This is a genomic window from Pantoea sp. DY-15, assembly GCF_019795935.1.
Lineage (GTDB): Bacteria > Pseudomonadota > Gammaproteobacteria > Enterobacterales > Enterobacteriaceae > Pantoea > Pantoea leporis.
The window spans coordinates 961,888-983,049 of sequence record NZ_JAIMIF010000001.1 but is presented as its reverse complement, the minus strand read 5'-3'; the positions used below and the strand labels follow the sequence as shown (position 1 = coordinate 983,049).

19 protein-coding genes are annotated in these 21,162 nt (G+C 56.9%); 13 read left to right on the top strand and 6 right to left on the bottom strand.

Annotation, left to right across the window (positions count from 1 at the left end; genetic code table 11):
- Positions 1–984, bottom strand: coding sequence for an arabinose ABC transporter substrate-binding protein (locus K5Y32_RS04770; protein WP_101764515.1), 984 nt, complete (start codon positions 982–984; stop codon positions 1–3).
- 365 nt (positions 985–1,349) lie between these two features.
- On the opposite strand from K5Y32_RS04770, the gene K5Y32_RS04765 reads away from it, so the two are divergent.
- Complete coding sequence (locus K5Y32_RS04765) at positions 1,350–3,035, top strand: ribulokinase (protein WP_222181924.1); 1,686 nt, start codon at positions 1,350–1,352, stop codon at positions 3,033–3,035.
- Between the two features lie 12 nt (positions 3,036–3,047).
- A complete protein-coding gene (araA, locus tag K5Y32_RS04760) occupies positions 3,048–4,550 on the top strand; it encodes an L-arabinose isomerase (protein WP_176971861.1) in 1,503 nt (500 codons plus the stop codon).
- 194 nt (positions 4,551–4,744) lie between these two features.
- On the opposite strand, the gene yjfF is transcribed toward araA, so the two are convergent.
- The 4 genes from yjfF to ytfQ are packed head-to-tail and all read right to left on the bottom strand — an operon-like array spanning position 4,745 to position 9,270.
- The gene (gene yjfF, locus K5Y32_RS04755) at positions 4,745–5,731 is read right to left on the bottom strand and encodes a galactofuranose ABC transporter, permease protein YjfF (protein WP_101764518.1); all 987 of its coding nucleotides are present in this window, start codon (positions 5,729–5,731) and stop codon (positions 4,745–4,747) included.
- The gene (gene ytfT / locus K5Y32_RS04750; RefSeq protein WP_008110246.1) at positions 5,728–6,744 is read right to left on the bottom strand and encodes a galactofuranose ABC transporter, ATP-binding protein YtfT; all 1,017 of its coding nucleotides are present in this window, start codon (positions 6,742–6,744) and stop codon (positions 5,728–5,730) included. The genes yjfF and ytfT overlap by 4 nt, the downstream gene beginning before the upstream one ends.
- A complete protein-coding gene (locus K5Y32_RS04745) occupies positions 6,737–8,257 on the bottom strand; it encodes a sugar ABC transporter ATP-binding protein (RefSeq protein WP_154194182.1) in 1,521 nt (506 codons plus the stop codon). Before K5Y32_RS04745 ends, ytfT begins: the two co-directional genes overlap by 8 nt.
- Positions 8,258–8,313: 56 nt before the next feature.
- The gene (gene ytfQ / locus K5Y32_RS04740; protein WP_008110249.1) at positions 8,314–9,270 is read right to left on the bottom strand and encodes a galactofuranose ABC transporter, galactofuranose-binding protein YtfQ; all 957 of its coding nucleotides are present in this window, start codon (positions 9,268–9,270) and stop codon (positions 8,314–8,316) included.
- A gap of 674 nt (positions 9,271–9,944) precedes the next feature.
- Here ytfQ and ydgT point away from each other — a divergent pair.
- The 10 genes from ydgT (at position 9,945) to K5Y32_RS04690 (ending at position 18,211) form a co-directional block, all read left to right on the top strand.
- Complete coding sequence (ydgT, locus tag K5Y32_RS04735; protein ID WP_167391211.1) at positions 9,945–10,160, top strand: transcription modulator YdgT; 216 nt, start codon at positions 9,945–9,947, stop codon at positions 10,158–10,160.
- Between the two features lie 110 nt (positions 10,161–10,270).
- A complete protein-coding gene (locus K5Y32_RS04730) occupies positions 10,271–10,714 on the top strand; it encodes a DUF2569 domain-containing protein (protein WP_222181923.1) in 444 nt (147 codons plus the stop codon).
- A gap of 123 nt (positions 10,715–10,837) precedes the next feature.
- Positions 10,838–11,419: an electron transport complex subunit RsxA gene (rsxA, locus tag K5Y32_RS04725; protein ID WP_101764524.1), complete on the top strand. Its 582-nt coding sequence runs from the start codon at positions 10,838–10,840 to the stop codon at positions 11,417–11,419.
- Complete coding sequence (gene rsxB, locus K5Y32_RS04720) at positions 11,419–11,997, top strand: electron transport complex subunit RsxB (protein ID WP_110866053.1); 579 nt, start codon at positions 11,419–11,421, stop codon at positions 11,995–11,997. The genes rsxA and rsxB overlap by 1 nt, the downstream gene beginning before the upstream one ends.
- A complete protein-coding gene (gene rsxC, locus K5Y32_RS04715; RefSeq protein ID WP_222181922.1) occupies positions 11,990–14,188 on the top strand; it encodes an electron transport complex subunit RsxC in 2,199 nt (732 codons plus the stop codon). The genes rsxB and rsxC overlap by 8 nt, the downstream gene beginning before the upstream one ends.
- Positions 14,189–15,247 carry an electron transport complex subunit RsxD gene (gene rsxD / locus K5Y32_RS04710; protein ID WP_222181921.1) on the top strand — a complete coding sequence of 353 codons (1,059 nt, stop codon included), beginning with the start codon at positions 14,189–14,191 and terminating at the stop codon, positions 15,245–15,247.
- Between the two features lie 2 nt (positions 15,248–15,249).
- Positions 15,250–15,885, top strand: coding sequence for an electron transport complex subunit RsxG (gene rsxG, locus K5Y32_RS04705; RefSeq protein ID WP_101764528.1), 636 nt, complete (start codon positions 15,250–15,252; stop codon positions 15,883–15,885).
- Entirely contained in the window at positions 15,878–16,579 is a 702-nt protein-coding gene (locus K5Y32_RS04700) for an electron transport complex subunit E (protein WP_110866050.1), read from the top strand. The genes rsxG and K5Y32_RS04700 overlap by 8 nt, the downstream gene beginning before the upstream one ends.
- Positions 16,576–17,211, top strand: a complete 636-nt coding sequence (nth, locus tag K5Y32_RS04695; protein ID WP_222181920.1) for an endonuclease III — start codon at positions 16,576–16,578, stop codon at positions 17,209–17,211. The genes K5Y32_RS04700 and nth overlap by 4 nt, the downstream gene beginning before the upstream one ends.
- 118 nt (positions 17,212–17,329) lie before the next feature.
- Positions 17,330–18,211 carry a zinc-dependent alcohol dehydrogenase family protein gene (locus K5Y32_RS04690; protein WP_222182895.1) on the top strand — a complete coding sequence of 294 codons (882 nt, stop codon included), beginning with the start codon at positions 17,330–17,332 and terminating at the stop codon, positions 18,209–18,211.
- Here K5Y32_RS04690 and K5Y32_RS04685 read toward each other — a convergent pair.
- Positions 18,208–18,897 carry a CTP synthase gene (locus tag K5Y32_RS04685; protein WP_222181919.1) on the bottom strand — a complete coding sequence of 230 codons (690 nt, stop codon included), beginning with the start codon at positions 18,895–18,897 and terminating at the stop codon, positions 18,208–18,210. The genes K5Y32_RS04690 and K5Y32_RS04685 overlap by 4 nt on opposite strands.
- 653 nt (positions 18,898–19,550) lie before the next feature.
- Between K5Y32_RS04685 and dtpA the strand changes: the two genes are divergently transcribed.
- On the top strand, positions 19,551–21,056 hold the full coding sequence (dtpA, locus tag K5Y32_RS04680; protein ID WP_222181918.1) for a dipeptide/tripeptide permease DtpA: 1,506 nt from the start codon (positions 19,551–19,553) through the stop codon (positions 21,054–21,056).
- Positions 21,057–21,162 lie beyond the last annotated feature (106 nt).

Here is a 21,162-nt window from a genome sequence, read left to right as displayed (position 1 = left end):
TTACTTCAGCCCTTTCTTATCCAGCTCGGCTTTGAAGTTATCGCGGGTAATCAGCACCACATCGGTGACCTCGGTGAACTTCGGCGGCTCCTGATCTTTGGTCACCCAGTTGTAGAGCATCTCGCTGCTCTTATAACCGTGCACGTCCGGGCTTGGCAGCAGCGAACCGTAGAAGCCGGTGGCGGAACCTTTCGACAGCTCACTCACGGCATCAACACCGTTAATGCCGATACCGATCACATCGGGCGCTTTAAAGCCCTGACCTTCGGTGGCGCGAACGCCGCCCAGCACGGTGTTATCGTTCATGCCGAGAATCAGCCAGTGTTTCACTTCCGGATGCTGCACCAGCAGCGAGTTACCGGCGTCAAATGCGCCTGGGATATCGTTGGATTTGGTCGGGACCTGATAGATCTGCTTCTCCGGGAAACCGGCGGCTTTCAGCGCGTCCATCGAACCGCTGGTGCGACGGCGTGCGGTGTCGAGTTCGTTCGCGGTGATGGCCATCACGCCGGTCTCTTTCACATCCCAGCCGCGTTTCTGCATCTCTTTATACAGTTCCTGCCCCTGACGCTCACCGATCTTGGTTGCCGCCATCATCACCAATGGCACGGTATCCATCGGCTTGCCTTTGGCGGTCACGAACTGATCATCGACGGCAATCACTTTCAGACCGTAACCGCGCGCTTTGGCGACAATCGCGGAGCCGAGTTTCGGATCTGGCGTACAGATGACGAAGCCTTTCGCGCCGCTGGCGGCCAGGCTGTCGATGGCGTTGAGGGTTTTCTCACCGTCGGGCACGGCAATTTTGATCACTTCAAAGCCGAGATCCTTGCCGGCTTTATCCGCGAATTTCCATTCGGTCTGGAACCAGGGTTCCTCCGGTTGTTTAACGAGGAAACCGAGTTTCATGGTCTCGGCGATAGCGGATTGTGACATAACCGCAGCGAGACCTAGCGCCGCCAGCGTTTTAGTGAATTTATGCATGATGCTCTCCGGCATAATGTTGTTTTAGGCTGTTATTAACCAATCGGTGTAAACGCTACCAATCAAATAATTTTGTGGGGTACAGCTAAAAATCAGCGCGTTAGCGCAAAGGTTGTACAAAGGCTGCGCAAACGCTGGGCTAGTTGTAGCGGGAATGGACGGGAAAAATGTAGAGCGGTATCACATCCCAAAACGATGACAAAATCCTCCATATATTCAGCAAATTTAACCGGTCATTAACTTTTGCAGTCGATCACACATCCCCGCCGATGGCAGAAAAGTGCATATTCTCAGCGACTGATGACTAACCGCTTCTGCTGCCCCATTCCAGGATAGAGCCAGATAACTCACACAGGAGAATCCCAATGGGTGCTGGCGCCATAACAATTGGGCTGGATTTTGGCAGTGACTCGGTGCGTGCGCTGGCCGTGGACTGTCACAGTGGTAAAGAGCTGGAAAAAGCGGTGGTCAACTATGCACGCTGGGCCAACGGCGAATTTTGCGATGCGCACACCAACCGCTTTCGTCACCATCCGCAGGACTATATCGATGCGTTAGAACAGGCGATTGTCACCGTGGTTAACGCCTTAACGCCTGAACAGCGCGCCGCCGTAGTGGGGATTGGCGTGGATTCCACCGGCTCGACGCCTGCGCCTATCGATCGTGATGGCAACGTGCTGGCGCTGCGCCCGGAATTCGCCACCAACCCCAACGCGATGTTCGTGCTGTGGAAAGATCACACCGCGATTGAAGAAGCCGAAGAGATCAATCAGCTGTGTCGTAGCGGTCGTTTCAACGATTACACCCGCTATATTGGCGGCGTCTATTCGTCGGAGTGGTTCTGGGCCAAGATACTGCACGTGTCACGCGCCGATGCTGCGGTACGTGAAGCGGCAGTGTCTTGGGTGGAACTGTGCGATTGGGTTCCCGCGCTCCTCAGCGGCACTACCGCACCCGCGCAGCTGCGTCGTGGACGCTGTGCCGCCGGGCACAAATCACTGTGGCATCCGGAGTGGCAAGGTTTGCCGCCGGCTGACTTCTTCCGCGCGCTCGATCCTCTGCTGGTCGAGCAGCTCGATTCCCCCTTATTCGCAGACACCTGGACCGCCGATGTGCCGGTGGGCACGCTCAGCAGCGAATGGGCGCAGCGCCTCGGCTTATCGCAACAGGTGATTCTTTCGGGCGGCGCGTTTGACTGCCACATGGGCGCGGTTGGTGCCGGTGCGCAGCCTTATACGCTGGTGAAAGTGATTGGCACCTCAACCTGCGACATTCTGATTGCCGACAGCGACACCGTTGGCGACCGCGCGATCAAAGGCATCTGCGGCCAGGTGGATGGCAGCGTGGTGCCGGGCGCGATTGGCTGCGAAGCCGGCCAGTCGGCGTTTGGCGATATTTATGCCTGGTTCAGCCGCCTGCTTGGCTGGCCACTGCAGCAGGCGGCGCAGCACCATCCGGAGCTGCAACCGCAGTTAGCCGCGCTGCAAAAAGATCTGATCCGCAACCTCACCGAAGCCTGGGCGGCTAATCCGCAACTCGATCATCTGCCGGTGGTGCTCGACTGGTTCAACGGCCGCCGCACGCCTGACGCCAATCAGCGCTTAAAAGGCGTGATCACCGATCTCAATCTCGGCACCGATGCGCCGGCGCTGTTTGGTGGCCTGATCGCCGCCACCGCGTTTGGCGCGCGCGCCATTATGGAGTGTTTCGAACAGCAGCAGATTCCGGTGCAGAGCATCCTGACGCTCGGCGGCATCGCGCGCAAATCCCCCGCCATCATGCAGGCGTGCTGCGACGTGATGAACCGTCCGCTGGATATCGTCGCCTCTGACGAATGCTGTGCGCTCGGCGCCGCCATTTTTGCCGCCGTTGCTGCGGGCGTGTATGCCGATGTGCCTGCCGCCCAGCAGGTGATGGCCAGTCCGATTGATGTGACGCTGCAACCCAACGCCGAGCGCGTGGTGGTTTATCAGCAACTTTATCAACGTTATCAAAACTGGTGCCAGGCCGCTGAACCGCAGTACGCCGCGCGCACCGTATCCGCTCAGTAAAGGAGAGATTTAATGGAACAGCACAACGCACAACAGGTGTGGTTTGTTATTGGTACGCAGCACCTTTACGGCGCGGAAACCTTGCGTCAGGTAGAACAGCACGCTCGCCAGGTGATGGACGGATTGAATCAGGCCGGCACCTTGCCGGTATCGCTGGTGCTGAAGCCGCTGGTGAAATCACCAGACGAAGCGCTGGCATTGTGCCGCGACGCCAACCACGATAATCAGTGCGTCGGCATCATTACCTGGCTGCACACCTTCTCGCCAGCCAAGATGTGGATTGGTGGCCTGAGCATCCTGAATAAGCCGCTGCTGCAATTCCATACCCAGTTCAACGCGGAGATTCCGTGGGACAGCATGGATATGGACTTTATGAATCTTAACCAAACCGCGCACGGCGGCCGCGAGTTCGGCTTTATCGGCGCGCGTATGGGCTTGCAACACAGCGTGGTGACCGGTCACTGGCAGGATAAAGCCAGCCAGCAGCGCATCGGACGCTGGATCAATGCCGCGCTGGCAAAACAGGCCAGCCAGCAGCTGAAAGTGGCGCGCTTCGGCGACAACATGCGCGAAGTGGCAGTGACCGAAGGCGATAAAGTCGCAGCACAGATTCAATTTGGTTACTCCGTGAATGGCTGGGGCGTGGGCGATTTGGTCGAGGTGGTGAACAGCGTCAGCGATGGCGACGTCAACGCGCTGATCGATGAATACGAAAGCCAATATCGCTTTACCGATGCCGCCGCCGTCAACGGCGACAAACGTCAAAACGTACTGGATGCGGCACGCATTGAGCTCGGTCTGAAACGTTTCCTCGAAGCTGAAGGCTGCAAAGCCTTCACCACCAACTTCCAAACCTTGCATGGCATGACGCAGCTGCCCGGTTTGGCGGTGCAGCGCTTGATGGGCCAGGGCTACGGCTTTGCCGGTGAAGGCGACTGGAAAACCGCCGCGCTGCTGCACATCCTCAAAATTCAGGCGGGCGCACGCGCTGGCGGCACATCCTTTATGGAGGATTACACCTATCACTTCTCACCGGGCAATGATTTGGTGCTGGGCTCACATATGCTGGAAGTGTGCCCGTCCATCGCCAAAGAGGAGAAGCCGCTGATTGATGTGCAGTTCCTCGGCATTGGCGACAAAGCCGATCCGGCGCGCATGATCTTCTCCACGCCAGCAGGACGCGCGGTGAATGCCAGCGTGATCGATCTTGGCGATCGTTTCCGTTTGCTGGTGAATGTGGTGGATGCTATCGAACAGCCAAAACCGCTGCCAAAATTGCCGGTGGCCCGTGCGCTGTGGCGTGCCCAGCCGTCGCTGGCCACCGCATCAGAGGCCTGGATTCTGGCCGGCGGCGCGCACCACACGGTGTTCAGCCAGGCGCTGGATCTGGATGATATGTATCTGTACGGCGAGCTGAATGGCATTGAAGTGCTGGTGATTGATGAGGAGACGCGCTTACCGGCATTTAAAGATGCGCTGCGCTGGAATGAGGCGTATTACCGCCTGGCACGTTGATTTCGTCCTCTGCGATATTCCCCTCATCCTAACCTTCTCCCGCAAGCGGGGGAAGGAACCGTTTTATAAACGCTGTCACTCCGAACTCAACGTGTGTTTTTGCTTCAGGGAAGAGTGCTGCTTATCGCTGCACCGGCGGCTCCCTCTCCCGCGCGCGGGAGAGGGTTGGGGTGAGGGAAAGGCGGGTGAAGAAGTTAAGAGGTCAAACGCTTAACAGGTGCGTTCTGCTGGCGATCCCACATCACGGTGAGCAGGCGTTGCAGCGCGATAAACGCAAACAGCAGAATGCCGATGGCGATCTTGGTCCACCATGAACTCAAGGTGCCGTCGAAGTTAATCCAGGTCTGAATCAATCCCTGAATCAACACGCCGAACAGCGTGCCCAACACCGTGCCCACGCCGCCAGACAACAAGGTGCCGCCAATCACCACCGAGGCAATCGCGTCCAGTTCCACACCCAATCCCGCTAGCGCATAGCCTGCCGAGGTATAAATGGAGAACACAATGCCCGCTAATGTCGCCAGCGTGGTCGACAACATATAAATCCTGATGGTGGTCGCGCGCGTTGACACGCCCATCAACTGCGCCGAAGTCAGGCTGCCGCCAATCGCATACACCTGATTACCAAAGCGCGTACGGTGCGCCAGAATAATCCCGCCGAGTACCACCACCAGCATAATCAGCGCCAGCAAACTCAGGCGTCCGCCGCCAGGGATCTTCCACGCCAGACTCGACAGCGTGGTATAGAGCGGATGATCGATAGGAATCGAATTCTCCGACACCAGATAGCTGCAGCCGCGCAGGAAAAACATCCCCGCCAGCGTAATGATAAACGCCGGGATTTTCAGCGCATCGATCAGCCAGCCCATCATCGCGCCAAACAGCGCGCCCATCGCCAGCACCAGCGCAAACGCCAGAAGCGGATCGAGATGATAATCACCAATCACCCGTGCCAGGAACACGCCGCTAAAGGCAATCACCGCGCCCACCGACAGATCAATCCCGCCGGACAAAATCACGAACGTCATCCCCACGGCGATGATGCCGAGGAAAGCGTTATCGGTGAGGATATTGCAGATCACGCGCGTTGAAGCGAAGCCGGGAAATTGGCTCAGGCAAAACAGATAACCCGCCACAAACACCAGCAGCGTGATCATCAAGGGCAGATGACGTTTCATCATTTCGGGCGTCTCCGTTTCAACATGGCAATAAAGCGTGGCGACTGCAGCAGCAATACGCACATCACCACCACCGCTTTCACCACCTGATTGAGTTCAGGCTGGAAGCCGGACAGCAAAATACCGGTATTCATCGACTGAATAATCAACGCGCCAATCAGTGACAGCACCAGATTGAAGCGCCCGCCCATCAACGAAGCACCGCCAATCACCACCGCCAGAATGGCATCCAGCTCCAGCCACAAACCGGCATTATTGGCATCGGCACCGCGAATATCCGCAGCGACGATCATGCCCGCCACCGCCGCGCACATGCCGCTAATCACATAGGTCGACATCACCACCAGCCAGCCATTCACACCGGCATTGCGCGCCGCGCGCAGGTTAATACCGACCGCTTCGATAAACAGTCCGAGCGCGGTTTTGCGCGTCAGCAGCCACACCACTAACGCCACCAGCAGCGTAATCCATACCGGCACCGGCAGCAGCCACAGCGAACCGCTGCCAAACCACGCCAGGCTATCGCTGTTGAAGGTGACGATTTGGCCCTGCGTGATCAGCTGCGCCACGCCGCGTCCCGCCACCATCAAAATCAGGGTGGCGACAAACGGCTGAATTTTTAGCAGCGCCACCAAAATGCCATTCCACAAACCGCAAGCCAGGCCGGTACCGAGCGTCACCAGAATGATGAACGGTAAGCTGTGCCCCGCCACCGTCAAAGTTGCCGCCGTCGCGCCCGCAATCGCCATCACCGCGCCCACCGACAGATCGATCCCGCCGGTGGCAATCACCAGCGTCATGCCAATTGCCAGCAACGCCACCGGCGCGGCGCGATTGAGAATATCAATTGGGCTGCCGAACAAACGGCCATCCTGAATGTGAATGGCAAAAAAGTTATTCGCTACCAGGCTATCCACCAGCAGCACCAGAATCAGCGCCACAATCTGCGGCATGCCAGGCGGCAGCTTCGGCTTACGTCGTTCGGGTTTGTCATGTGTCATAGGGGATTCAAGCATGTTGTGCTCCTCCATCGGCGATGGCGTTGACGATCGCGGCCACCGACAGCTGCTCCAGCGGGATTTCGGCCACCTGCTTCAAATCGCGCATGATCAACACGCGATCGGCATAGCCCACCAGTTCTTCGAGTTCAGAGGAGATAACCAGCAGCGCCAATCCGTCGGCGCACAGGGTTTCAATTAAGCGAATGATCTCGGCGTGCGCGCCCACATCAATACCGCGCGTTGGCTCGTCGAGGATCAGGAATTGCGGTTTGGTCACCAGCCAGCGCGATAACAGCACCTTCTGCTGGTTGCCGCCGGACAACAGCTCAACCGGTTGATCCGCATGCGGCGTGCGAATGCCGAGACTCTTGATAAAGCGCTCGGCGATCTCCTGCTGCTCACGACGCTTGATCGGTCGCAGCCAGCCGCGCTGCGCCTGCAGCGCCAGAATGATATTTTCGCGTACCGACGCGCCACCAATGATGCCGTCGGTTTTACGATCTTCCGGACAGAAACCCATACCGAGGCGCGAAGCCTTCGCGGGCGTGCGGATGTTCTGCACTTTGCCCTTGATGGTCGCGGTGCCGCGATCCGCCCGGCGAATGCCGAACAGCACTTCGGCGGTTTCGGTTCGGCCTGAACCGAGCAATCCCGCCAGTCCCACCACTTCACCCGGACGCACCTGCAGGTTGAAGGGTTCAATGGTGCCCTTCTTGCCATAATCTTCAAATGACACCACCGGCTGATTGCTGCGCAGCGTGCTGCCCTGACGCTGCAAAGCGGTTTCCAGCAGCTCGCGTCCCAGCATCAGCTTGATCAGTTCAATCTGCGGCAGCGTGGCGGTATCGCGCGTGGCAATAAACTGGCCGTTACGCAGCACGGTGATGCGATCGGTAATGCGGTAAACCTGGTCGAGAAAATGGGTAACAAAAATCAGGCTCATCCCTTTGGCTTTTAGCTGCGCCATCAAGGTAAACAGCATTTCGACTTCATTGGCATCGAGGCTGGCGGTCGGTTCATCAAGGATCAGCACCTGCGCGGAGAGATCGACCGCGCGGCAAATCGCAATGATCTGCTGCATCGCCACCGAGTAATGCCCCAGCGGACGCGTTACGTCGAGTACAAAGCCGTAGTTGCGCATCAGCGCATCGGCGTCGCGCACCATGCGCTTGCGATCAATCATGCCGAAGCGACGCGGCTCGCGGCCAATGTACAAATTATCCGCCACCGACATATTCGGCAGCAGATTCACTTCCTGATAAACCGTGCCAATGCCCATCTCCTGTGCATCGGCGGTGTTGTGCGGCGTAATCGCCTTGCCGTTCAGGGTTACCGTGCCGGCATCGCGGGTATACACGCCTGTCAGGACTTTAATCAGCGTGGATTTGCCCGCGCCGTTTTCGCCCAGCAACGCCATGATCTCGCCCTTGCGGATGCTGAACGAGACATTATCCAGCGCCTTCACGCCGGGAAAGCCTTTGCTGACGCCGCTAATGGTCAGCAGTGCGGTTTCATCGGAGGTGCTCATCAGGTTCTACCTCGCCTTACGTCATCAAAAACCGCCCCGAAGGGCGGTTGCGGGGATCAGTAACCCATGCCTTTTTTGGTATCGAGCTGCGCCTGTGCGGAGTCCGGCAGATACAGTTTCGATTCTGTTTTGATGATTTTCGGCGGCATCGTGCCGTCCTTCTTAAATTTCTCCAGCGCGTCGAATGCTGGACCGGCCATATTAGGCGTCAGCTCCACGTTGGCATTGGCTTCACCGGCCAGCATCGCTTTGTAGATATCGGGCACGCCATCAATCGAACCGGTCAGGATATCTTTGCCTGGCTTGAGGCCAGCTTCTTTAATCGCCTGAATCGCACCGATCGCCATATCATCGTTATGCGCGTAAACCATGCAGATGTTCTTGCCGTTGTTTTCCGCCTTGATAAAGCTCTCCATCACCTCTTTACCTTTACTGCGGGTAAAGTCACCGGACTGCGAGCGAATCACTTTGATATTGTCGTGGCCGGCGATGGCTTCGGCGAAGCCTTTCTTACGGTCAATCGCCACGCTGGCGCCGACGGTACCTTGCAACTCGACGACGTTACATTTTTTGTCCGCGACCGTTTTCACCAGCCAGTCGCCAATCAACTTGCCTTCCAGCACGTTGTCCGCAGTGACCACCGCCATGTACAGCGATTTGTCTTTCACCACGATGGCGCGATCGAGTAAGAACACCGGGATTTTGGCGTCTTTGGCTTCTTCCAGCACGGGTTCCCATCCCGTTTGCACCACCGGCGCAATGAAGATGGCATCAACGCCCTGCGCGATGAACGAGCGCACCGCTTTGATTTGGTTCTCTTGTTTCTGCTGGCCATCGGCGATTTTCAGCGTGATACCGCGCTTTTGCGCTTCACTTTTTGCCACATTGGTTTCTGCTGAACGCCAGCCAGATTCCGAGCCAACCTGTGAGAAGCCCACCGTCATATCAGCAGCCAACACCGACGTACTCAGTGCCGAGCTCACCATGGCGGTCAAGAGTAAACGTTTCCACATAATTTCATTCCTCTGAAGGGAGTGTGTTGTAGGGGTACAAAACGCGAATTAAGCCTGGCTGAAAAGCGCGTAAACAAGCGCGACATACTTCACAAATCAGAGTGAATTAAAGGAGTTACGCGAACAGGCAATGCTTTATGGATCGTGGCATTATGGACAAAATGCCTGCTAATTATTACGGAGGGGGTTAAATAAATGTAATAAACAGAATCGGTTATGCTTCTCACTACTGGAAACGATTACAGCGGGCGCGTAAAGAATGGTTATTGTCTGCAGCGACAATCAATTATTGGTTTTGTGACTACTCGCACAGAATGTGAGTGCCGGTTTCATGGCGTGTGCATAAATTTGCTGGCCAGAGCGGAATAAACAGCGGATTCATTCGCAGCACGATCGCAAATACCTATTATAGAGACGGAGAAATAACGGCTTTCCAATCATGCGTTAATAGCGTGATATTTTCTCACAAGCCCGCTAAATACCGGCCTGAATTTGCCTTAAATCGTACTTTATATGCGCGTTTAAAACGCGTAAAAGCCAAAAAAGTGTCGTTTCATGAGCGAATTAGCGCATGTTGTCTGAATTTTGTATTTTTTTATGAGTCGCATATGGACTCTCGCTGCGTGCTCCCTATACTTGGGCACTTCCAAGTACTTTATATTTAAATGGCAATCATGACTGCATTAGATTACCTGCTGAAATTCCGCAAAGTGAATAATCTCGATAGTCTGGAAAAACTCTACGACCATCTGAATTATTCGCTGACTGATGATAAAGAGATCATCAATATGTATCGTGCCGCCGACCATCGACGTGCTGAACTGGTCTCTGGCGGACGTCTGTTCGATATGGGCCGCGTGCCGAAAACCGTCTGGCGTTACGTGATCTAATTGATTTATCCCCTCTCTATCTGCGCTCTTGCGTTGTCCAGGTCGGGCGTGCCCCGTTTGGACATGATACGCTCTGCATCGCCCTCTTCTCTGCAAACAGGATCTTGTCGATGACCCAACCGGTGAACCCGCCACGTATTGCTGGCTGGCTACTGCTGCCGCTGGCGTGGCTGATCATGACCATGCTGACCAGTGCGCTGGTGGTGGCGATGTATCTGAGCCCGCTGTTTAAACCCGAATTACGCACGACGCTGTTCTCACACGGCGGCACTTTGCTGACGCAATGGTCGATCTCGCTGCTGACTGCTGCGGTAGTATGGGCATATAGCATTTGGGTGTGCTGGATTTTCTGTAAACGTTCGCGTCGCTTACCGCGCCATTACATTCTGTGGCTGCTGATGACCATCTTGCTGGCGTTAAAAACCTTTGCCTTCACGCCGGTGGCCGATGGCAAAGCGATTCAGACTTTGCTGCTGTCGCTGCTGGCTGCTGCGGTGTTTGTGCCCTATTTCAAACGTTCTCAGCGTGTAAAACAGACGTTTATCCAGCCATAATGACGTGAGTTTCGTCAGCAATTTAATTCTGAGTGCTCTCAACGCGCCCACAAACCCGTTGAAGGTTGAGATGCACCTCTCAATTCCGGATAATAGACGCCTTTCGGCTTCCCAGGTTAAAAAATGACCGATTACTTACTTCTCTTTGTTGGCACGGTGCTGGTGAACAACTTTGTGTTGGTCAAATTCCTCGGCCTTTGCCCATTTATGGGCGTGTCAAAAAAACTGGAAACGGCCATTGGCATGGGACTTGCCACCACTTTCGTGATCACGCTGGCGGCGATCTGCGCCTGGCTGGTGAATCACCTGATTCTGGTGCCGCTCGATCTGGTCTATCTGCGCACCCTCGCCTATATCCTGGTGATTGCTGTTGTGGTGCAGTTCACCGAAATGGTGGTGCGTAAAACCAGTCCGTCACTCTATCGCCTGCTGGGCATTTTTCTGCCGCTGATCACCACCAACTGTGCGGTGTTGGGCGTGCCATTACTGAGCGTTAACCTCAATCACACCTTCCTGCAGGCGGCGCTGTATGGCTTCAGTGCGTCACTCGGCTTCTCGCTGGTGATGGTGCTGTTCGCGGGCATGCGCGAGCGTCTGGTACTGGCGAATGTTCCCGCGCCGTTTAAAGGTAACTCGATTGCGCTGATCACCGCAGGTCTGATGGCGCTGGCCTTTATGGGCTTTACCGGGCTGGTGAAATTCTAATGACCGCGATTTGGATTGCGATTATCGCGCTGGCTGCATTGGGCCTGGTGTTTGGTGCCCTGCTGGGTTACGCCTCACGTCGCTTCGAGGTGGAAGAAGATCCGATTGTTGAGCAGATCGATGAGATTTTGCCGCAGAGCCAGTGTGGGCAGTGCGGCTATCCCGGCTGCCGGCCGTATGCCGATGCGGTGGGCAACAACGGTGAAGCCATCAATAAGTGCGCGCCTGGCGGCGAGCAGACCATGCTCAAGCTGGCCGCGCTGCTCAACGTTGAACCGCAACCGCTCGACGGCGGCGCAGACGTGCTGGAGCCGATACGTACCGTGGCATGGATCGATGAAGAGAACTGCATCGGCTGCACCAAATGTATTCAGGCTTGCCCGGTGGACGCCATCGTGGGTGCCACGCGCGCCATGCACACCGTGCTGAGCGATGTCTGCACCGGCTGCGATCTCTGCGTTGCGCCTTGCCCGACCGACTGCATTGAGATGCGCCCGGTTGCAACCACCACGGCCAACTGGAAGTGGAATCTCGACACCATTCCTGTACGGGTGATCCCGGTAGAAACCCATGCTTAATTTGTTAAACCTGTTCCGCAAAGAGAAGTTGTGGGATTTTCAGGGCGGCATCCATCCGCCTGAGATGAAAACACAGTCCAACGGTACGCCGCTGAGCCAGTTACCCCTGCCTGAGCGCTTTATCATTCCGTTAAAACAGCATATCGGCCATGAAGGCGAGATTTGCGTGGCGCCCGGCGACAAAGTGCTGCGCGGCCAGCCGCTGACCTTTGGCGGCGGACGCATGCTGCCGGTGCACGCGCCAACGTCCGGCACCATCGAAGAGATTGCGCCACACATGACGGCGCACCCTTCTGGCCTCTCCGAGCTGTGCATTTTCCTGCGTGCCGACGGCGAAGATCGCTGGACCACGCTCGATCCGCAGCCCGATTACCGCGCCCTGTCGCGTGAAGAAGCGGTAAAACGCATTCACAATGCCGGCATCGCCGGATTAGGCGGCGCGGGCTTCCCGACCGCCACCAAACTGCGCGGCGGCCTGCGCGGCGTAAAAACCCTGATCATCAACGCCGCCGAGTGCGAGCCGTACATCACTGCCGATGACCGTTTAATGCAGGATTGTGCCGCCGAAGTGTTGGAAGGCTGCCGCATTCTGGCGTGGGTGTTGCAGGCGGAACGCGTGCTGATCGGCATAGAAGATAACAAACCGCAAGCCATTGCCGCGCTGAAACAGGCATTGGGCGGCGATCGTGAATTACAGATTCGCGTGATTCCTACCAAGTATCCGTCTGGCGGCGCGAAACAGCTGACGCAGATTCTCACCGGCCTTGAAGTGCCACACGGCGGACGTTCCACCGATATCGGTGTGCTGATGCAAAACGTCGGCACCGCGTGGGCGGTAAAACGCGCCATCGTAGACGGCGAACCGATCACCGAACGCGTGGTGACGCTGACCGGCGCAGCGCTGGCGCGCCCGCGCAACGTCTGGGGACGGCTCGGTACGCCGATCAGCCACCTGCTGCAGCATGCCGGTTTTACGCCGGGATCGCGCCAGATGGTGATCATGGGCGGTCCGCTAATGGGCTTTACCCTGCCGTCGCTGAACGTGCCGCTGGTGAAAATATCCAACTGTATTCTGGCGCCGTCGGCCAGCGAAATGGGCAACGATCAGCAAGAGCAATCCTGTATCCGCTGCAGCGCCTGCGCGGATGCCTGCCCAGCGAAACTGCTGCCGCAGCAGCTGTTCTGGTACAGCCAGGGCGGCGATCACGAAAAAGCACGCGCGCACAATATTGATGACTGCATTGAGTGCGGCGCCTGCGCTTACGTCTGCCCGAGTAACATTCCGCTGGTGCAATATTATCGTCAGGAAAAAGCCGAACTGCGCGCCATCGATCTCGAAGCGAAACGTACCGCCGAAGCGAAAGCGCGTTTTGAAGCGCGTCTGGCACGTCTCGAACGCGAAAAACAGGCGCGTGAAGCGCGTCATGAACAGGCTAAACAGCGCGTGGCGCGTAGCGATCAGGGTGAACGAGACGCTGCGGTGGCACGTGTGAAAGCGCGTCAGGAAAAAACGCCGGAGCAGGATGCTGCGGAACGCGAAGCGCGTCATGCACAAGCCTTAGCGCAGCAGGCCGAGAAGCAAGCTGAAACGCAGGCGCTGAGTCGTCAGTCCGGCGATCCGCGTAAAGCGGCGGTGGAAGCGGCAATTGCCCGTGCGAAAGCGAAGAAAGTGGGCGCACCAGCGGCTGACGTCGCGCTTGCCGAGCCGCCAGCTGATGCGCCTGCGGCAGAAGTCGATCCGCGTAAAGCGGCGGTGGAAGCCGCGATTGCGCGTGCGAAAGCGAAAAAAGCTGCCGCGGCGGCAGAACCAGCACCCGCTGAGCCGCCAGCCGTCGCGCCTGCTGCTGAAGTCGATCCGCGCAAGGCCGCCGTTGAAGCGGCGATTGCGCGCGCCAAAGCCAAAAAAGCCGCCGCTTCCGCACAACCCGCTGCACCGGCACCCGCCGAGCCGTCAGCTGATGCACCTGCCGCTGAAGTTGACCCGCGCAAGGCCGCCGTTGAAGCGGCGATTGCGCGCGCCAAAGCGAAGAAAGCCGCGGCTGCCGCGCAGCAGGCTGAAGCCACATCTCCTGAAGTGGAGGCTGCTGCCTCTCCTGACTCCGCCGACCCACGCAAAGCGGCGATTGCCGCTGCGGTCGCCCGTGCCAAAGCGCGTAAAGCGCAGCAGCAGCCTTCGACGACTGAGGATTAAATGGCTTTTCGTATTGCAAGTTCTCCCTATACCCACAACCGCCGCAGCACCGGCAATATCATGCTGCTGGTGGTGTTTGCCGCGCTGCCGGGCATGGCCGCACAATGGTATTTCTTTGGCGTCGGTTTCTTAATTCAGGTTTTGCTGGCCACCGCCACCGCGTGGGCCACCGAAGGGGCGATTCTGCGCCTGCGTAAAACGCCGGTGTTGCCGACCTTATCCGATAACTCTGCCCTGCTCACCGCGTTGCTGCTGGGCATCAGCCTGCCGCCGCTCGCGCCGTGGTGGTTGGTGGTGTTAGGTACCATTTTCGCCATCGTCATTGCCAAACAGCTGTACGGCGGTTTGGGGCAAAACCCGTTTAACCCGGCGATGGTGGGTTACGTGGTGCTGCTGATCTCCTTCCCGGTGCAGATGACCAGCTGGCTGCCGCCCGATAGCCTGCAGGCGATCAAACCCGGCCTGCTGGATTCGCTCAGTATGATCTTCACCCACCACACGCTGGCCGGTGAAACCATGCAGCAGCTGCAGCTCGGCGTTGATGGCGTTAGCCAGGCGACACCGCTCGATACCTTTAAAACCGGCCTGCGTGCTGGGCACAGCGCCGAACAGCTGCTGGCGGAGCCGATCTACAGCGGCGTGTTAGCCGGTGTTGGCTGGCAGTGGGTTAACCTCGGTTATCTGCTGGGCGGCGCACTGCTGCTGGCAAAGAATGCTATCCGCTGGCACATTCCGGTCAGTTTCCTCTTCTCGCTGGCGTTCTGCGCCACGCTAGGCTGGATTTTCTCGCCGGCGTCGCTTAACTCACCGCTGATTCATCTGTTCTCCGGTGCCACCATGCTCGGCGCGTTCTTTATTGCTACCGATCCGGTGACCGCCTCCACCACCAATCGCGGCCGCCTGGTTTACGGCGCGCTGATTGGTTTGCTGGTGTGGCTGATTCGCAGCTTTGGCGGCTATCCGGACGGCGTCGCCTTCGCGGTATTGCTGGCCAACATTTGTGTGCCGCTGATTGATTACTACACTCAGCCGCGCGTGTACGGCCATCGCAAGGATTGAAGATGATCGAAGCTATTCGTAAAAATGCGGTGACGCTGGCGGCCTTTGCGGTGATCACCACTGGCGTAACGGCGGTGGTTAACTATGTCACCAAGCCGACGGTGGAGCATCAAACTGCGCTGCAACAGAAAAATCTGTTAGATCAGGTGGTGCCGACCGATCTGTACGACAATCACATCCAGCAAGAGTGTTATCTGGTGACCGATGCGCTGGCGCTGGGCAATGATCGCCCGCACCATCTCTATTTAGCGCGTAAAGGCGATCAGCCGGTGGCCGCAGCGCTTGAGACCACCGCGCCAGACGGCTATTCTGGGGCGATTCAGATGCTGGTCGGTGCCGATTTCCACGGCAAAGTGCTGGGCGTGCGCGTGGTTGAGCACCATGAAACGCCGGGCCTCGGCGATAAAATCGAACTGCGTATTTCAGACTGGATTAACAGCTTCAATGGCAAAGTGATCCACGGCGCGGATGACAAAAATTTTGCGGTGAAAAAAGACGGCGGTGAATTCGACCAATTTACCGGCGCAACCATTACGCCACGCGCGGTGGTCAACGCCACCAAGCGCACCGCGCTGCTGATTGAAACACTGCCAGCGAAGCTTGCTTCGCTGCCTGAATGTGGAGATGCAAATGAGTGAAGCCAAAAATTTACTGGTCGGCGGCCTGTGGAAAAATAACTCCGCGCTGGTGCAGCTGCTCGGTCTCTGTCCGCTGCTGGCGGTGACCTCAACCGCGACCAACGCTCTCGGTTTAGGCCTGGCGACCACGCTGGTGCTGACCATCACCAACAGCGCAATTTCCGCCTCGCGTCGTTGGGTGCCGGCCGAAATCCGTATTCCGATTTACGTGATGATCATCGCTTCAGTGGTGAGCTGCGTGCAAATGCTGATCAACGCCTATGCGTACGGTTTGTATCAGTCGCTCGGCATCTTTATCCCGCTGATCGTCACTAACTGCATTGTGGTGGGTCGCGCCGAAGCGGTCGCCTCAAAGAGCAGCATTCCGCTCTCGGCGCTGGACGGTTTTGCCATCGGCATGGGCGCAACCTGCGCGATGGTAACGCTGGGATCGATTCGTGAACTGATTGGCAGCGGCACGCTGTTCAACGGGGCGGATCAGCTGCTGGGGCCGTGGGCCAAAGCGCTGCGTATTGAAGTGGTGCACTTTGATTCGCCGATGCTGCTGGCGATGCTGCCACCGGGAGCCTTTATCGGCCTTGGCATGCTGCTGGCGGCAAAATACCTGATCGATCAGAAGATGAAACAGCGTGCGGCCACCCGTGCGGCAGCGCCTGAAACGGAGCCGCAAGGCGCAACCGGGAAAGCGGTGTGAATAAAGAGAAACGCGCGCAGATCCTGGCGCGCCTGCGTGATGAGAATCCGCATCCGACCACAGAACTGAACTTTAGCACGCCGTTTGAGTTGTTGATTGCGGTGTTACTCTCCGCGCAAGCCACCGACGTCAGCGTCAACAAAGCTACCGCGAAGCTCTATCCGGTGGCGAATACCCCGGCAACGATGCTGGCACTGGGCGTGGATGGCGTGAAGGAGTACATCAAAACCATCGGCCTGTTTAACAGCAAGGCGGAGAACGTTATCAAGACCTGCCGCATTCTGCTGGAACAGCACGGTGGCGAAGTGCCGGAAGATCGTGCGGCGCTGGAAGCGCTGCCGGGCGTCGGGCGTAAAACCGCCAACGTGGTATTGAATACCGCTTTCGGCTGGCCGACCATCGCCGTTGATACCCATATTTTCCGCGTCAGCAATCGCACCCGCTTTGCGCCGGGCAAGAATGTGGAAGAAGTGGAAGATAAGCTGCTGAAAGTGGTGCCGGCGGCGTTTAAAGTCGATTGCCATCACTGGCTGATTCTGCACGGTCGCTATACCTGCGTGGCGCGCAAACCGCGTTGCGGATCCTGTCTGATCGAAGATTTGTGTGAATTCGACGCCAAAACTGAACTCTGAATCGCTGCCGCTAAGCAATCTTGCCCTCACTTATCGGCAGTTTGGCGATCCTGTTAGCGTACTCACGCTCGAATCTTCTGTTTTAGCGCCCTGCGCTGCTGGCCTGCTGCGCGCGGCGATGCAGTTTGCTCCTATTAATGCTTCCGACCTGATTCCGATTACCGGCGCCTATCGTCATCGCGTCTCTCCGCCGCTCATCGCCGGCTATGAAGGCGTCGGCACGGTGATCGCTGCTCCGCCCGCGTTTAGCCATTTGCTTGGCCAGCGCGTGCTGCCGTTGCGTTGCGCCGGTACCTGGCAGCGTTATGTTGATTGCGACCCGCGGATTGCGGTGCCGGTTCCGCCCGACATCAGCACCACGCTGGCGGCGCGCGCCTATATCAATCCGCTGGCGGCGTTGCTGATGTTCAAACAGTGGTCGCCAGCCGGTAAACGCGTACTGATCACCGCAGGCGGTTCCGCTTGTGCCCTGCTATTGGCGCAGTGGGCGCGGCAGATGGGCGCGAGCAGCATCACCGCGATTCATCGTGCGCCGCAGCATGGCGCACGGTTGCAGCAGTTGGGGATCGCTGCGCTACTTGAAACGCAGCGGGAAGAGATTGCGGCTGTCGCTCAGCAGTGCGATCGGGTATTTGATGCGGTCGGCGGGGACATCGGCCAGTTGATTTGGCAATCGTTGTCTGTCGACGCTGAATTCGTTGCTTATGGCGTGCTGAGCGGCAAGCCGGTGCGGGTCAATGCGCCACGTCCGGCGCTGCACTGGTTCCACGTGCGGCATACGCTGGAAGGTTTAGCGCATCAGAATTGGCAACAGCTGTTCGGTGAGCTTTGGCCGCTCTTACGTGCCAGTGAGTGTGGCGAGGTGGAGATTTTCCCGCTGGAGAACTGGCGTGATGCTATTCAGTGCTATCACCAATCGGGGCGCGATCGTAAGCCGTTGTTGCAGATCAGTTGTAGGGTCGCCATGAATGGCGACCTTACAACAAGCTGTATATTTTAACCTGCGGCGGCCTGCAGCCAGGCGACCACCAGCGGCGACAGTCGGTTTTGTAACGCCGCCCTTTCGGACTGGAACAAGGTGGCGACAAAGAACGGGTGATCGGTCAATTCAATGCCGCGCACGTCGCCTTCCGAATCCCATGACGTGATCTGCAGATTCTGCGTCGCCAGCGCTGCGCTGAACTCTGCGTTGACGCCAAAGTTGCAGTGGTAGCCCTCATCGCTCTGTAACGCACCGTAAGCCTGAGCAATACGTGAACCCGGCTGGAAGGTCACGCTGCCACGCTGTTCCACCAGCGAACACGCCAGCGGCGCAATCACCCAGCGACCGCTGGGATCGGTTTCCGCATGCGCCGCATCTTCCCAGCCCAGCACATTGCGCGCGTACTCAACGATGGCGTACTGAAATCCGCCGCACGAGCCCAAAAATGGCTTACCGCTTTCCCGCGCCCAGCGAAGGGTGGCAAACACGCCCGCATCATTGAGATAAGGACTGCCCGGAACCAGCCAAATCGCCTGGTAATCATTCAGGTTGTGCTGATTGAGTTCCGGCGTGGCGATCCAGTCGGCGCTGACGTTGAGTGAAAGGGTTTTTGCAGCGAGTTGTACAGCGGGAGGAATGGCCTGATGCGCAACGGCATTAGCACGGTAATCGCCAATCAGGGCGACACGAATCGACTTCATCATGACTACGTCCTTTCAGGGAAAAAAGGAGGTTACAGCAAAGTTAACCCGCTGTCTAAACGCCTTTAAACGTCGATTTATGCGGCTTTCGTTTCCACGCATTGCGCTTTTGGCCGCCTGTTTATCTGCCAAATAAGGTGTCAGACCGCGCTAATCTTCGCCAGATGTCAGCTACGCAAACGTTTTCTTCTTTTACCCTGATAATTAATTCGCGGTTTTGTGCGCAGGATCAACTAATTAGCGTTTTGGAATCTTTTGACTGCTTATTACGCTCACCAATCAAGCTGTTGTGCTTATATTGCGCACAACGGCAATAATAATCTCTGTATAAATTATGAACTTTAGCGTTATGTTCTGATAAAGCCTCTTTGAGCAGTTTATATCAGGAAAATGATCTTCCCGATCTGCATTTCACCTGTTTATCCTGATATAATGCCACCCAGCGAGATTTAACACTGATTTACAACTTTGTATAGCGGCATTAACCCTATCTATTGCAAGTATTACAGCGTGCAGAAAATGCTTGCCCTGTTGGACTGATTCAGCCAAATTAGTCGCCGTTTTTCCTTTCTAATAACAATGTTGCGCGGGATTACCCAGCCCGACGCAGACTTAATTCCTGTCGCAAAACAGGCTATGTTAAAACTGAGGTACAAGTGTCAACTGCAAACAAACACACTGACGGGGCGCCAAGCCTCAACGCTTTTAAGCAACCGAAAGCGTTTTATCTGATCTTCTCCATCGAGCTGTGGGAACGTTTTGGTTACTACGGCCTGCAAGCCATCATGGCGGTTTACCTGGTTAAACAGCTGGGCATGTCCGAAGCGGACTCCATTACGCTGTTCACCTCGTTTAGCGCGCTGGTATATGGTTTAGTCGCCATCGGCGGCTGGCTCGGCGATAAAGTACTGGGTACCAAACGCGTCATCGTGCTCGGCGTAATGGTGCTGGCGCTGGGTTATGCGCTGATTGCTTTCTCCGGCCATGACACCTCAATGGTGTATATCGGTATGGCGACCATCGCCGTTGGTAGCGGTTTGTTTAAAGCTAACCCGTCTTCCCTGCTGTCGACCTGCTATGAGAAAGATGACGCGCGCCTCGACGGTGCCTTCACCATGTTCTATATGTCGATCAACATCGGTTCCCTGTTCTCGATGATGCTGACCCCGTGGCTGGCGGCGAAATATGGCTGGGGCGCCGCGTTCTCGCTGTCGGTTGTCGGTCTGGTGATCACGCTGCTGAACTTCCTGTTCTTCCAGCGTGTAGTGAAAAACTACGGATCCAAGCCGGATTTTGCCCCGCTGCAGATGGGTAAACTGCTGATGACGCTGATTGGCGTGGTAGCACTGATTGCGCTGGCGGCCTGGCTGCTGCATCACCAGAGCATCGCACGTATGACGCTGGGCGTCATCGCCGCAGGTATCGTGGTGATCTTCGCTAAAGAAGCCTTCGCGCTGAAGGGGGCCGCACGTCGTAAGATGATCGTGGCCTTCCTGCTGATGGTTGAAGCGATTGTGTTCTTCGTGCTCTACATGCAGATGCCGACCTCACTTAACTTCTTCGCTATCCGCAACGTTGAGCACGCGATTCTCGGCATCACCTTTGAGCCGGAGCAGTTCCAGGCGCTGAACCCGTTCTGGATTATGCTGGCAAGCCCGATTCTGGCCGCGGTGTACAACAAGCTTGGCGATAAAATGCCGATGCCACACAAATTCGCCTTCGGTATGGTGCTGTGTTCAGCGGCCTTCCTGGTGCTGCCGTTTGGTGCCAAATTTGCCAACGAAGCCGGTATCGTCTCAGTGAACTGGCTGATCCTTAGCTATGCGCTGCAGAGCATCGGTGAGCTGATGATTTCCGGTCTGGGCCTGGCAATGGTGGCACAACTGGTACCACAACGTTTAATGGGCTTCATCATGGGTTCGTGGTTCCTGACCACCGCGGGTGCGGCAATGATTGCCGGTAAAGTCGCGAACCTGATGGCGGTGCCGAATGATGTGACCGATCCACACACGTCACTGGCGGTCTACAGCCATGTGTTCCAGCAGATTGGTATCGCCACCGGCGTGATCGCCCTGCTGATGTTAATCACCGCGCCAATGCTGAACCGCATGACGCAGGATGATAGTCAAACTGAACTGAAACGCGCCAGCGCCAATCAGTAAGCAGAAAGCCGGGCATGTCCCGGCTTTTTTCTACCCACTATTTCGCCGCCATTCACATTTCCTTTAACGATTTCTGCTACCCACACTTCGCTTTTTGCTCGCTTAA